This is a genomic window from Pseudomonas sp. Marseille-P9899 (assembly GCF_903166565.1).
Taxonomy (GTDB): Bacteria; Pseudomonadota; Gammaproteobacteria; order Pseudomonadales; family Pseudomonadaceae; genus Aquipseudomonas; species Aquipseudomonas huaxiensis.
The window spans coordinates 491429-504950 of the sequence record NZ_CAESCG010000003.1; the positions used below are offsets into that span (position 1 = coordinate 491429).

Annotated in this window: 13 protein-coding genes; 6 read left to right on the top strand and 7 right to left on the bottom strand. The window is 64.4% G+C overall.

Going from position 1 to position 13522, the window contains the following annotated elements; all coding sequences use genetic code 11:
* Positions 1–3 precede the first annotated feature (3 nt).
* Positions 4–1155 carry an efflux RND transporter periplasmic adaptor subunit gene (locus tag HWV67_RS18045; protein WP_110971755.1) on the bottom strand — a complete coding sequence of 384 codons (1152 nt, stop codon included), beginning with the start codon at positions 1153–1155 and terminating at the stop codon, positions 4–6.
* A 264-nt stretch (positions 1156–1419) separates the two neighbouring features.
* Between HWV67_RS18045 and HWV67_RS18050 the strand changes: the two genes are divergently transcribed.
* Both HWV67_RS18050 and HWV67_RS18055 read left to right on the top strand, forming a co-directional pair.
* Positions 1420–2052, top strand: coding sequence for a TetR family transcriptional regulator (locus HWV67_RS18050; RefSeq protein WP_175652211.1), 633 nt, complete (start codon positions 1420–1422; stop codon positions 2050–2052).
* 157 nt (positions 2053–2209) lie between these two features.
* On the top strand, positions 2210–3094 hold the full coding sequence (locus HWV67_RS18055; RefSeq protein WP_110971757.1) for a DMT family transporter: 885 nt from the start codon (positions 2210–2212) through the stop codon (positions 3092–3094).
* Positions 3095–3101: 7 nt separating this feature from the next.
* Here the strand turns inward: HWV67_RS18055 and HWV67_RS18060 are convergent, their stop codons facing one another.
* Both HWV67_RS18060 and pobA read right to left on the bottom strand, forming a co-directional pair.
* Positions 3102–4502: an MDR family MFS transporter gene (locus HWV67_RS18060; RefSeq protein ID WP_175652476.1), complete on the bottom strand. Its 1401-nt coding sequence runs from the start codon at positions 4500–4502 to the stop codon at positions 3102–3104.
* Positions 4503–4676: 174 nt separating this feature from the next.
* Positions 4677–5867, bottom strand: a complete 1191-nt coding sequence (pobA, locus tag HWV67_RS18065) for a 4-hydroxybenzoate 3-monooxygenase (protein WP_175652212.1) — start codon at positions 5865–5867, stop codon at positions 4677–4679.
* A 165-nt stretch (positions 5868–6032) separates the two neighbouring features.
* On the opposite strand from pobA, the gene HWV67_RS18070 reads away from it, so the two are divergent.
* Positions 6033–6929 (top strand): helix-turn-helix domain-containing protein, encoded by an 897-nt coding sequence (locus HWV67_RS18070; RefSeq protein ID WP_175652213.1) that lies wholly within the window; start codon positions 6033–6035, stop codon positions 6927–6929.
* Here HWV67_RS18070 and HWV67_RS18075 read toward each other — a convergent pair.
* Both HWV67_RS18075 and HWV67_RS18080 read right to left on the bottom strand, forming a co-directional pair.
* Complete coding sequence (locus HWV67_RS18075) at positions 6913–7086, bottom strand: hypothetical protein (RefSeq protein ID WP_175652214.1); 174 nt, start codon at positions 7084–7086, stop codon at positions 6913–6915. The two genes, HWV67_RS18070 and HWV67_RS18075, sit on opposite strands and share 17 nt — an antisense overlap.
* A 78-nt stretch (positions 7087–7164) precedes the next feature.
* The gene (locus HWV67_RS18080; protein ID WP_110971760.1) at positions 7165–8073 is read right to left on the bottom strand and encodes a LysR family transcriptional regulator; all 909 of its coding nucleotides are present in this window, start codon (positions 8071–8073) and stop codon (positions 7165–7167) included.
* A 102-nt stretch (positions 8074–8175) separates the two neighbouring features.
* Between HWV67_RS18080 and HWV67_RS18085 the strand changes: the two genes are divergently transcribed.
* On the top strand, positions 8176–9060 hold the full coding sequence (locus tag HWV67_RS18085) for an MBL fold metallo-hydrolase (RefSeq protein ID WP_175652215.1): 885 nt from the start codon (positions 8176–8178) through the stop codon (positions 9058–9060).
* Positions 9061–9088: 28 nt separating this feature from the next.
* On the top strand, positions 9089–9703 hold the full coding sequence (locus HWV67_RS18090) for an NAD(P)-dependent oxidoreductase (protein ID WP_110971762.1): 615 nt from the start codon (positions 9089–9091) through the stop codon (positions 9701–9703).
* A gap of 45 nt (positions 9704–9748) precedes the next feature.
* Here the strand turns inward: HWV67_RS18090 and HWV67_RS18095 are convergent, their stop codons facing one another.
* Entirely contained in the window at positions 9749–10627 is an 879-nt protein-coding gene (locus HWV67_RS18095; RefSeq protein ID WP_175652216.1) for a LysR substrate-binding domain-containing protein, read from the bottom strand.
* 116 nt (positions 10628–10743) lie between these two features.
* On the opposite strand from HWV67_RS18095, the gene HWV67_RS18100 reads away from it, so the two are divergent.
* A complete protein-coding gene (locus tag HWV67_RS18100; RefSeq protein WP_175652217.1) occupies positions 10744–12381 on the top strand; it encodes a 5-guanidino-2-oxopentanoate decarboxylase in 1638 nt (545 codons plus the stop codon).
* Positions 12382–12397: 16 nt separating this feature from the next.
* Here the strand turns inward: HWV67_RS18100 and HWV67_RS18105 are convergent, their stop codons facing one another.
* Complete coding sequence (locus HWV67_RS18105; RefSeq protein WP_175652218.1) at positions 12398–13303, bottom strand: AraC family transcriptional regulator; 906 nt, start codon at positions 13301–13303, stop codon at positions 12398–12400.
* Between the last annotated feature and the right edge of the window lie 219 nt (positions 13304–13522).

Sequence of the window (13522 nt, forward strand, 5' to 3'; positions counted from 1 at the left end):
GGTTTATTCCCCTTTGGCCCCTGCGGTCGCGGCATTGGCCTGGGTTGGCTGGGCAGGCTTGATGTTGGTGGCTTCGCTCACCTTCACTTCGGCGCCCGGCTTGACGTATTGCAGGCCTTCGGTGATCAGGCGGTCGCCCGGGTTCAGGCCTTCTTCGATCAGCCAGTCACTGCCGACGGTACGGCTGGCTTTGAGCTGACGCAGCTCGACCTTGTTGTCCTGGTTGACCACCAGAGCGGTCGGCTGGCCTTTAAGGTCGCGGGTCACGCCTTGTTGCGGCGCGAGGATGGCGGCGGCGTTCACACCGTTGTTGAGGCGGGCGTGGACGAACATGCCAGGCAGCAGGTTGTGTTCCGGGTTGGGGAACACGGCGCGCAGGGTCACGGAACCGGTGGTCTGGTCGACCGAGACTTCGGAGAACTCCAGGCGGCCTTCCTGAGCGTAGGTGCTGCCGTCTTCCAGGTTGAGGGTGACCTTGGCAGCGTTCTCGCCGACCTTCTGCAGGCGGCCGCTTTCCAGCTCGCGACGCAGCTTGAGCAGCTCGGCCGAGGACTGGGTGACGTCGACGTAGATCGGGTCCAGTTGCTGGATCACGGCCATGGCGTCGGTCTGGCCATTGCTGACCAGCGCGCCCTCGGTGAAGTTGGAGCGACCGATACGGCCGCTCAGCGGCGCGAGGACCTTGGTGTAGCGCAGGTCGATCTCGGCGCTCTTCAGCGTCGCTTCAGCCTGCAAACGTTTGGCCTGGGCGTCGTCGAACTCCTGGCGGCTGACGGCTTGTTCGGCCACCAGTTGCTTGTAGCGCTCGGACAGCGAGCGGGTCGATTGCAGGTTGGCCTTGGCGCTGGCCAAGGTCGCCTCGTAGACCGCCGAGTCAATCTGGTAGAGCTGCTGGCCGTCTTTGACCTCGCTGCCTTCCTTGAACAGGCGCTTGAGGATGATGCCGTTGACCTGCGGACGCACTTCCGCCACCCGGTACGCAATAGTGCGACCTGGCAGATCGGAAACGAGGGTATAGGGTTGGGCCTGAAGGGTTACGACGCCGACCTGAGGAATCTGCGCCACGGGCGCCGCTTCTTCCTTTTTACAGCCGCTGAGCAGTGTTGCCAGGGCGACGGCGGAAACCAGAGCGGAAACAGCTGGCTTGAGTTGCATGAAGATCCTCGGGTCAGAAAGAGCTGAAGACGCTCAAGAGTAATAGAAAACGGGATGTAGGAAAAAACTCTATCCGGCTGGATAAGTAGCATGCTAATGAATATACTTACATTCATGCTTGTTTGTAAACACCCGTTACCTTGTCTTCTCATTGCGCAAGGCACGAAACTAGAACACCCGGAAGGCGGCCCCACCCAGGTCGCACCGGATCAGAAATCGGTCGCCCGATGCAGGTGGCCGGCTCCTTGATGAGGTTGTACTGCCATGGTCCGTCGAACCAAAGAGGAAGCTCAGGAAACCCGTAACCAGATCCTCGAAGCTGCGGAAAAAGCCTTTTACAAGCGCGGGATTGCGCGTACCACCCTTGCCGACATCGCGGAATTGGCTGGCGTGACCCGTGGTGCCATTTACTGGCATTTCGACAATAAAGCCGAACTGGTGCAGGCCCTGCTCGACAGCCTGCAAGAGCCGCTGGACGCTCTGGCACAGGCCAGCGAAAGCGAAGACGAACTCGACCCGTTGGGCTGCATGCGCAAGCTGCTGGTGCAGTTGATGCATCAGATGGCCAGCGATCCGAAGACGCGGCGTATCAATGAAATCCTTCATCACAAATGTGAATTTACCGACGAGATGTGCGAAATCCGCCTCCAGCGCCAGAGCGCGACCGTCGAATGTCACGAACGCATCACCCGCTCGCTGGGCAACGCCATCAAACGCGGGCAGTTGCCGACCGATGTCGACCCGGAGCGCGCGGCCGTGGCCTTGTTTGCCTACATCGACGGACTGATCCGACGCTGGCTGTTGTTGCCGGACAGTTTTGACCTGTTCAACGATGCGGAACGCTGGGTCGATACAGGGCTCGATATGCTGCGCGTGAGCCCGGCCCTGCGCAATTGAGGTTTTGTGAGCGTTTGTGAATCTTTGTATTTCCAATTGGGTTGAGTTGTTTCCGACGCCGGGCTGAGCAAGAATCCGCCTGGCGTCGTCATTATGGGCGCTGGGGTCCAGGCGGATACTTAGCTGGCTAATTAAATTTTCTTCATCGAGTCCGCACATGACCGCGCAGATCCCGTCCCTTCGAGGCGCCGAGCAACCGCTGCGGGGGATTGCCCTGATCTGCCTGGCGGTGCTGCTGTTCGCCAGCCACGACGCCCTGTCCAAATACCTGTCCGGTTTCTATGCCATCGTCATGGTGGTGTGGGCGCGCTATGTGGTGCACACCCTGTTGATGCTGGTGGTGTTCGTGCCGCGCACCGGGCTGTCGGCGGTGGTGCGCACGCGGCGGCCGCTGCTGCAACTGGCCCGGGCGTTGTGTCTGATCGGCACCAGCCTGCTGTTCACCACGGGCCTGCGCTATATCCCGCTGGCTGAAGCCACGGCGGTCAACTTTCTCGCGCCGTTGCTGGTGACCGCGTTGTCGGTGCCGCTGCTGGGTGAGCGGGTCAGTCGCGGACAGTGGATCGCGGTGCTCGCCGGCTTTGTCGGCGTGCTGATCGTGATTCGCCCCGGTGGCGCGCTGTTCACCCCGGCGATCCTGCTGCCGCTGGGTTCGGCCTTCTGCTTTGGCTGCTATCAGTTGCTGACCCGCAAGCTCAGCGCCACCGACAGCCCGACCACCAGCAATTTCCTCACCGGGATCTTCAACAGCCTGATCATGACCGCGCTGGTGCCGTTCTTCTGGAGCGTGCCGACCTTCAGCCACGCCCTGTTCATGCTTTGCCTCGGCACCTGCGGAATGCTCGGCCACATGCTCCTGACCCAGGCTTTCCGTCATGCCGCGCCGGCGATGCTGGCGCCGTTCAGTTATGGCCAGATTATCTTCGCCGGGATGTTCGGTTACCTGATCTTCGACCACAGCCCGGACGTCTTTGGCGTAGTCGGCATCTCCATCATCTGCCTCAGCGGCCTGGCCGTGGCCTGGGTGCAGCGGCGCGGTTGAACGTCGGTCAGTGACCGCGCAGCTCACGATTGGGCAAGGCCAGCGCCGCCGCCAGGCCGAACAGAGAAATCGCCGCGCTGCCCAGCAACAGGTTGCGGAATGTCACCGACAGCTCGGCCTGCACCGCCAGGCTCGCCTCGCCGGTACGCAGGCTGCCCAGTAGCGCTTCGCCCGCAAGGGCGTAGCCGCCGTCCTGCAACATTGCCAGCAACAACGCCGACATCAGGGCCACGCCCACTGCGCCGCCGAGCGAGCGGAACAGGTTGGTGGTGCTGGTGGCGACGCCGATGTCCTGCTGTTGCACCGCACTTTGGGTCGCTACCAGCGAGGTCGGGAACTGAGTGCCGGAAGCGATGCCGGTGAGCAGCATGAACAGCCCGCTGAGCAGGCCGGAGGAGGGTGGGCTCAGCGCCATGCCGACAATCGACAGCGGCATCAGCACGCTGCCGAAGAGAATCTGTGGCTTGAAGCGGCCGGTCATGTTGGTCAGGCGACCGGCGCAGTAAGCCCCGATCGGCAGGCCCATGGCCAGCGGCAGCAGGTGCAGCGCAGCGCTGTCGGCACCGGCGCCGGTGATGCTCTGGTAGCGCAGCGGCATCAGCATGGTCAGGGAAATGGCCTGGAAGCTGGTGAAGAAGATGGTGCACCAGCACAGCACCGCGACCCGGTTGCCAAACAGCTTCAGCGGCAGTAGCGGTTCCGGCGCGCGGCGCTCATAGAGCACGAACAGCGTCAGGCCGAACAGCGCGGCCGCCAATAGCGCCAGCACCGCCTGGCTATGCCACGGGTGGCCCTGGCCGATCAGGGTGATGGCCAGCAGCAGGCCGGTGAGGCCGAGGATCAACAGCAAGGCGCCGGGATAATCGACCTTGGCCTGGCGCTGCGGCGTCGCCAGCCCGCGCAGGCTGTTGCGGGTCACCCACCAGGCGGTCAGGCCCAGCGGCAGGTTCAGCCAGAACACCCAGCGCCACGACAGGTACTCGGTCAGCAGGCCGCCGAGCACCGGCCCGGCCACACTCGCCGCCGCGTACATGCTGCTGAAGTAGCCCTGATAGCGCCCGCGTTCCCGAGGCGGCACCAGATCGCCGAGGATCGCCTGGCTCACCGAAACCATGCCGCCAGCGCCGATGCCTTGCAGCACCCGCGCCAGCACCAGTTGTTCCATGTTTTGCGCTGCGGCGCAGAACACCGAGGCGAGGGTGAAGATGGCCGTGCCGGACAGGATCATCCGCCGCCGCCCATACAAATCGCCGAGCTTGCCGTAGATCGGCGTGGCCACGGTCATCGCCACCATGTAGCCGGAAATCACCCAGGCCAGCAGGCCGACATCGTTGAACTGCGCGGAGATCGCCGGCATCGACACGGCGATGATGGTCTGGTCCAGGGCGCCGAGGAAGATGGCCAGCATCAGCGCGACGAGGACGGTCTTGATGGCGGGCTGGGGTGTGCTCAGTTGGGTCACGGCAGGCTCGTTACTTATTGGAGTCTTCAGGGCCTCATCGCTAGCGTGTCGGGGCGCCGAACCGCAGCGATGAGGCCCTTGGGGGCAAATAAAGTATGTCCGAGTCTATCCGATAGCTTGCTAAGCGTCTGCAATGGCCTCGTAAGGCAGCCCGACGTAGTTTTCCGCCAGGGTCTTGCGCCCCGCCTCGGAGCTGACGAAGTAATCCAGTTCAGTCTGCTGGATGCGCTGGCTGAACGGGTCGCTGTCAGGGAAGCGGTGCAGGATCGAGGTCATCCACCACGAGAAGCGTTCGGCCTTCCAGATCCGCCGCAGGCAGATGGACGAGTATTGCTCCAGCAAGTCGGTGCGGCCTTCGGCGTAGACCCGGCGCAGGATGTTGAACAAGGTGCTGACGTCACTCGCGGCCAGGTTCAGGCCCTTGGCGCCGGTTGGCGGGACGATGTGCGCGGCGTCGCCGACGAGGAACATCCGTCCGTACTGCATCGGTTCGACCACGAAGCTGCGCAGCGGCGCGATGCTTTTTTCGATCGACGGCCCGGTCACCAGGCGTTCGGCGAGGTCGGCGGGCAGGCGGGGCTTGAGGTCGTCCCAGAAGCGCTCGTCGGACCAGTCCTCGACTTTCTCTTCGGCACCCACTTGAACGTAATAGCGGGGGCGGGTCGGCGAACGCATGCTGCACAGGGCGAAGCCGCGTTCGTGGCGGGCGTAGACCAGTTCGTCGTTGACCGGCGGGGTGTCGGCGAGGATGCCCAGCCAGCCGAACGGGTAGACCCGCTCGAACACCTTCAGCGCATCGGCCGGGATCGATTGCCGGGCAACGCCGTGGTAGCCGTCGCAACCGGCGATGTAGTCGCAGTCCAGGCGGTGCACCTGGCCGTCTTTTTCGTAGGTCAGCCAGGGTTGCTCGGACTTCGGCTCATGAGGCTGCACGTTTGTCGCCTCGTAGACGGTGACGGCGCCGCAGGCTTGGCGGGCGGCCATCAGGTCGCGGGTGACTTCGGTCTGGCCGTAGATCATCACGCCCTGGCCGCCGGTCAGGCCCTTGAGGTCGATGTGTTCGCGGCGACCGTCGAAGGCCAGTTCGAAACCGTCGTGGGGCAGGCCTTCGGCGTCCATGCGCTCGCCGACACCGGCCTCGCGCAGCAGGTCGACCATGCCTTGTTCCAGCACGCCGGCGCGGATGCGGCCGAGCACGTAGTCAGGGCTCTGGCGTTCGACGATGACGTTGGAAATCCCGGCGTTGTGCAGCAATTGGCCGAGCAGGAGACCGGACGGACCGGCACCGATGATTGCGACTTGAGTTTTCATTGTTATTGTCCCAGGCAGCTTCAGCTGAACGCCGAAGGCATCTTATAGTGGTGAGCGCCTGTATTTTTCGCCTGTAATTGCGGCGGAAGAAGGGATAAAGGCACAGCAAAACTGTACTTTTCGCCAATACGGGCGATTATCGGGCATTCACCCAAGGGGCGGACGATGGTGGCAAAAGCAGCGATTCCGGTGTTCAAGCTCTACGGCGAGTCCCTCGACTGGCCGACGCCCGATCTGCTCCACAGCGAGTCGATCCCGGCCCGCAGCCGCCTGCACCATTGGGAAATCGAGCCGCACCGGCACGCCGACCTGTGCCAGTTGCTGTTCCTCTACCGGGGCACCGCCGAGGTGGAACTGGAAGGCCAGGCGCGCACCTTGCGCGAGCCGGCGCTGCAAGTGGTGCCGCCGCTGTGCGTGCATGGTTTTCGTTTTTCCGAGGATGTCGACGGCTACGTGGTGACCCTCGCTGCGCCGCTGGTGGTCTTGCTACACCAGCAATTGGGCAGCGCTCCGGCCCCCTTGACCCAGGCCGGCACCTGGCTGGCCGGCGCCGATGCCGACTATCTCTACAGCCTGTTCAGCACTTTGCAGGCCGAATACCAGAGCGACCAACCGGGTCGCGACCTGCAACTGCGTTCGATCATCAACCTGCTGGTGGTGTGGATCAGCCGCCGGCACTTGCAACGCCAGGCTGGCGCGCAGGTGCCCGAGCGCGGCCGCGAGCAGTTGCGGCGCTTCAATCAATTGGTGGAACACAGCTTTCGCCAGCATCCGGCAGTGGAGGACCTGGCGCATCAGGTGGGGGTTTCGGTGACGTCGCTGAACACCCTCTGCCGCGAACTGGCCGGGCAGTCGGCGCTGCAGATCATTCACCAGCGGCTGTTGCTGGAGGCCAAGCGCGAGCTGATCTACACCACCCTGAGTATCAATCAGCTGGCGGACAGCCTGGGATTCGCCGATCCGGCGTATTTCTCGCGGTTCTTCCGCCGTCTGACGGGCTTGTCGCCCCGCGCCTTTCGCCAGCGCGAACCCAATGAGACCGGGCTTACCTCAGCGCACTGAGGGTGGCGGTGTGCGGCACGCAGTGGGCGAGGCCGCAACTGGCGGCGGACCACGGCTGGTTACGGGTCTGTTCGACCCGGTAGGCAGCGGTTGCGTAAAGCCCCATGACGGCGACGATACCCAGGACGATGGCGCATTTTGCGGTTTTGACACCCATGATGCTGACCTCCGGCGACCAACGCATGCTGTTACTCGCATGTTGTTACGAAGGATAGTCCAGCACCGCGCAAGTTGCTCAGGCCAGCGCCTGGTCCCATTCCGGGATGTCGGTGAAACGCTCGGCGAGGAAGTCCAGCATGCTGCGCAGCGTCGCCGGCATGTGCTTGCGCGAGGTGTACACGGCGTAGAGGTTCAGCGGCATGGGTCTGGCGTCGGGCAACAGCCGGATCAGTTCGCCGTTACGCAGTTTTCCGGCTGAAAGGTAAGTTGGCAGCATGGCGATGCCGGCGCCGGCGAGGGTCGCCTGTTGCAGGGTCAGCGCCTCGTTGGCGCTGATGTTTCCGTGCACCGGCACCGCGACGTTCTCGCCGGCCACCTCGAAGTGCCAGAGGCTGCGGCCGAAATAGGAGTGGGTCAGGCAGTTGTGGTTGCTCAGCTCCTCCACCCGCGTTGGCACAGGGTGGCGCCGCAGGTACTCGGGCGAGGCGCAGATCACCGAATTACAGACGCTCAGGCGCCGGGCGATCAGGTTCGGGTCGATATCGTTGCTGGTGCGGATCGCCAGGTCGATGCGCTCATCCACCAGGTTGACGGTGCGGTCGAGCATCTGCAGTTCGATCTTTACCAGCGGGTAGCGTTTGACGTACTCGGCCACCGCGTCCACCAGTTGCGCCTGGCCGAACGAGGTACTGACGCTGATCCGCAGCTCGCCGCGCGGCGCTTCGTCCGGGGTGCTGACGGCCGCTTGCAGGTCGCCGGCAAGGTCGAGCATCTGCCGGCAGCGCGGGAGTATTTCATTGCCGGCGGCGGTCAGGCTCAGCTTGCGCGTGGTGCGCTGCATCAGGCGCGCGCCGACCCAGTTCTCCAGGTCCGCCAGATAGCGCGAAATCACTGGGCGCGACATGTCCAGATGGTCGGCGGCGGCCGATTGGCTGCCCAGGTCGACGACGGTGACGAAGACCCGCATTGCGGTAAGACGGTCCATGATTTGCCCGATTCTTGAAACAAACTATGTCCAAGCATCGCATTTTTTGCGACGAATCGCGCAACTAAGCTGTGAGCCATTGCCCCTCACTGGAATTGCCCGATGCTTCGCCTCTTCTCGCCACGCCGCCTGTTGCTGGCCCTGTTTGCACTGCTCTGGATCGCCCGCGCCAACGCAGCGGGCGCGCCGTTGGAATTGACGGTCTACAACCCGGGGACCAATGCGTTGTTCCCGGTCAGTTCGGTGATCGTTGCCGGCAAGCACGACGCCATTCTCGTAGACGCCCAATTCGGCAAGGCCCAGGCCGAGCAGGTGGTGGACAAGCTGCGCGCCAGCGGCAAGCACCTCACCACCATCTACATCAGCCACGGCGACCCGGACTATTACTTCGGCCTCGACACCCTGGTCAGCGCCTTCCCTGACGCCCGCGTGGTCGCCAGCGCGCCGACCGTCGAGCACATCAAGAAGACCATGGACGCCAAGCTCGCCTACTGGGGCCCGCAAATGGGCAGCGACAAACCGCAGCGGCTGATCGTGCCGCAGGTGCTGGACGGTGATCGCCTGCTGCTGGAAGGCCAGGCGCTGCAAGTGATCGGCCTCGAAGGCCCTCAACCGGATCGCAGCTTCGTGTGGATTCCGTCGATCAAGGCGGTGGTGGGCGGCATCCTCGTGGCGGAAAACCTGCACGTGTGGATGGCCGATACCCAGACTCCGCAATCCCACGCCGACTGGCTGACGGGCTTGCAGCGTATCGAAAACCTGCACCCGGTCACCGTGGTGCCGGGCCATTTCCTGGGCAAAAACAGCGGTTCGCTGGACGCGGTGCGCTTTACTGCGGGATACATTCGCGCCTTCGATGAAGAAAGCGCCCGCACCGCCAATGCCGCCGCTCTGACGGCGGCGATGAAGCAACGTTACCCGGGCCTGGCCGAGGAAAGCTCTCTGGAGCTGGGAGCCAAGGTCGCCAAGGGCGAAATGCAGTGGTAAGTCATTCAATTCTGATCGGAGGTGTTTCATGAGCAAGATCGCAATCATCGGCGCGACCGGCCGTGCTGGCAGCCAACTGCTGGAAGAGGCCCTGCGCCGTGGTCACAGCGTTACCGCCATCGCCCGTGATCCGGCGAAGTTGCAGGGCCGTGCCGGGGTAACCCCGGTGGCGCTGGACATCAAGGATGCTGCGGCGCTGGAAAAGGCGCTGGCCGGTCATGACGTGGTGCTGAGCGCCGCGCACTTTACCGGTATCCCCGCCGAGACGTTGCTGGCGCCCGCGAAAAAGGCCGGCGTGAAACGCGTACTGGTGGTCGGTGGAGCCGGTAGCCTGCTGCTGCCTGACGACTCGCGGGTTATCGACAGCCCGGACTTCCCGGAAGCCTACAAGGCCGAAGCCAGTGCCGGCGCGGTGTACCTCGATGCGCTGAAGCAGGAGAAGGAGCTGGACTGGACCTTCCTTTCGCCATCGGCGGAATTCGTTGAAGGCGAGCGCACCGGCACCTTCCGCCTGGGCAAGGATCACCTGCTGATCGGCGCGGACGGCAAGAGCTGGATCACCTTTGCCGACTTCGCCATCGCGTTGCTGGATGAAGTCGAGAAACCAGCACACTCGCGCCAGCGGTTTACTGTCGGGTATTGATCTTCAGGCCTCATCGTCGGTTTGCCGACGATGAGGCCCTTGAAGTCACCGGCTATTCGCCTGCTCCACCAGCCACTCAAACAACGCCAGCAACCCCGGCGGCGCCCCTTTCTCCGGCCGCACCAGGTAATACGCTTTCCCCGTCGCCACCCGCAGCCCGAACGGCGCCACCAACCGCCCGCCCGCCAGATCTTCGCCGATCAACGACCAATCGCCGATCGCCACCCCGGTTCCCTGCACCGCCATCGCCATGGCCATGTCCAGCGTTTCGAAATGCTGGCGCTTGCCCTGTGCCGACAGGCTCGATCCCGCCGCTTCCAGCCAGGTCTGCCAATCGCGCTCGTCCCGCGCCGGGTGCAGCAGCATGTGTTTTTCCAGGTCTGCCACCTCCCGCAGCGGAAGTTTTCCCGCGAGCAACTGTGGCGAACACACCGGCGTCAATTGTTCATCGAACAGCTTCAGCAGCGGCATCGCGGTCTCTGGCTCGGCGCCATAGACCACCGCAGCATCGAAGCCTTCACGGCGAAAATCCCCGCCGTGCTGGAGGGTGGTGGTCAGCTCCACTGGGACGTCCGGGCGCAGCGCCTGCCATTCCATCAGCCGCGGCAGCAGCCAGCGCATCACGCAGGTGGGCGCCTTGAGCTGCAAGGTCGTGCCGGCTGCGCCAATCTGCTGCACGCCGTCCTCGATCAGCGCGAACACCTGCTGCACCCGAGGCAGCCATTCCTGGCCCTCGCGGGTCAGGCTCAGGCCACGGGCCTGGCGCACGAACAGCGGGTAGCCGAGTTGTTCTTCCAGCCCGGCAATCTGCCGGCTGACCGCACCCTGGGTCAGGTGCAATTGCTGGGCCGCATGGGTGAAGTTGCAACACTGGGCAGTGACCAGGAAGGTGTGCAGGGCGGGGAGAGGCGGAAGTCGTTTCATTGGTCAGGAGCCATGATCTGGGCGCATGGCTAGTATGAGGAACTTTGCATTGTGCCGGTAGCCGCCCGGCGGTCCAATTAACGCCTGCTCCGAAAACCAACAACAGGCGAACGAACATGGCGACTTGCGGCGAAGTGCTGGTAAAACTCCTCGAAAACTACGGCGTGGACCATGTCTTCGGCATTCCCGGCGTGCACACCGTGGAGCTGTATCGCGGTCTGGCCGCATCGACCATTCGTCATATCACCCCGCGCCACGAGCAAGGCGCCGGCTTCATGGCCGACGGCTATTCGCGTACCCGCGGCAAGCCGGGCGTGTGCTTCATCATCACCGGCCCCGGCATGACCAACATCACCACCGCCATGGGCCAGGCCTACGCCGACTCGATCCCGATGCTGGTGATTTCCAGCGTGCAGTCGCGCAACGCCCTCGGCGGTGGTCGCGGCAAGCTGCACGAACTGCCGGCGCAGAGCAATCTGGTGGCCGGTGTCGCCGCCTTCTCCCACACCCTGATGAGCGCCGATGACCTGCCGGCGGTGCTGGCCCGTGCCTTCGCCGTGTTCGAGGGCGCGCGTCCGCGGCCGGTGCATATCGAGATTCCACTGGATGTGATTGTCGAAGACGCTGATCACCTTCTGGCCAGCGAGCCGGTGCGGGTTGCCCGCGCCGGTGCGGCACCTTCGACCGTGGCGAAGATGGCCGGGTTGCTGGCAGCCGCGCGGCGTCCGCTGATCCTCGCCGGGGGCGGCGCCATCGACGCCAGCGCCTCGCTGACCCGCCTTGCCGAATACCTGCAGGCGCCGACCGCGCTGACCATCAACGCCAAGGGCATGCTGCCGTCGAGCCACCCGCTGCTGATCGGCTCGACCCAATCGCTGGTGGCGACCCGCGAACTGGTGCGCGAGGCTGACGTGGTACTGGCCATCGGCACCGAGCTGGGCGAGACCGACTACGACGTGACGTTCAAGGGCGGCTTCGAGATCCCCGGCACCTTGCTGCGCATCGATATCGACCCGGACCAGACCGTGCGCAACTATCCGCCGAAACTCGCCCTGGTCGCCGACTCCCGCGAAGCCAGCGATGCGTTGCTGCTGGCCCTGGCCGAACAGCCGGCGCCGGTGCGCGCTGCCGAGTGGGGCCCGGCCCGTGCTGCCCGCCTGCGGGAAACCCTGGCCGGCCAGTGGGATGCGGCGGCGCAGGCGCAAACCCTGTTCCTGCGCACCATCCTCAGTGCGCTGCCGGATGCGGTGCTGGTGGGCGATTCGACCCAGCCGGTCTACACCGGCAACCTGACCCTGGACCTGGACCAGCCGCGCCGCTGGTTCAACGCTTCCACCGGCTACGGCACCCTCGGTTACGCCTTGCCGGCGGCGATGGGCGCCTGGCTGGGCAGCGCCGAAGATCCGCAGGCGCGCCTGCCCGCGGTGTGCCTGATCGGTGACGGCGGCATCCAGTTCACCCTGCCGGAACTGGCCAGTGCCGTGGAAGCCCAGGTGCCGCTGATCGTCCTGCTGTGGAACAACCAGGGCTACGAAGAGATCAAGCGCTACATGGTCAACCGCGACATCGAGCCGGTGGGCGTGGACATCCACACCCCGGACTTCATCACCATCGCCAAGGGCTTTGGCTGCGCGACCGAGGCGGTGAGCGATATCGAGCCCCTGCGTCAGGCCCTGCTCAAGGCCCGCGAGCGCAAAGGCCCGACGCTGATCGAAATCGATCAGTGGCAGTGGACCGAGACCGTCCTGGCCTGAGGTTGCTGACGGCGCCTTACAGCGCGCTGCGCAGCCGCGCCATATCGCGCAGCGGCGGTGCGCCGTAGGCCCGGCTGTATTCGCGGCTGAACTGCGACGGGCTTTCATACCCCACCCGATAGCCCGCCACCGCCGCCTCCAGCCCGTCGTTGAGCATCAACCGACGGGCTTCCTGCAAGCGCAACTGCTTCTGGTACTGCAACGGGCTCATCGAGGTCACCGCCTTGAACCGGTGGTGCAGGGCCGAGGCGCTGAGGTTCACTTCCCTGGCCAGGTCGTCGATGCGCAGCGGTTTGTTGTAGTGGTCGTTGAGCCACTGGATCGCCTGGCAGACGCGGTGGGTCTGGCTGTTGGACATGGCGATTTCGTACAGCCGGTGGCCTTGTTGCCCACGCAGCAGGCGGTAGAGGATCTCGCGCCGGATCAGCGGCGCGAGCACCGCGATGTCCTTCGGTGTTTCCAGCAGGCGGATCAGCCGCCGCAGGGCGTCCAGCAGCGGCACGTCGAGCCGTTCCACAAACAGCCCGCGCGCCGACGCGGCCGGTACGCCCATCGGGCCACCCTCGGCAATCAGCTTGTTGATTTCTGCCGGGTCGATGTCCAGGCGAATGCCCAGGCTCGGTTTTTCCGGGCTGGCATCGAGGTAAACGCCACTGATCGGCATCGCCACCGACACCACCATGTAATGCAGCGGATCGTACACATAGCGTTCGTCGCCCAAGTGCACCGCCTTGCTGCCCTGCGCGAGGATGCACAGCGCCGGCTGGGCGAGGGTCGGCATCGAGCGGATGTTTTCTTCATGCCGCACCAGGTACAGGCCGTTGATGGCCGAACACTCGGGCGAGGCGTGGCGGCGGACGAGATCGGCCAGCGCCTGGCGCTGGGATTCGAGGGCGGAGTCGAGCAGTTCGGGGGATGACATGGAGAGGCTTCCTCGGCGGATCCTCGCAGCATAGGTTTGTGCAAGTGCGCACGCTAGCCGGATGCTGTCGTGTTCTTGCACGATCCTGCTGTCACCTTGGTGCCGTCACCAAATTGAAGCGATTGCCATTGCCTGATGCCCTCTCGGCGAAACCGCCGTGGGTGCTGGTTCGCCGCAATGAACTCAGTGAGGCATGCAGGATCAGGCAATCGTCCGACA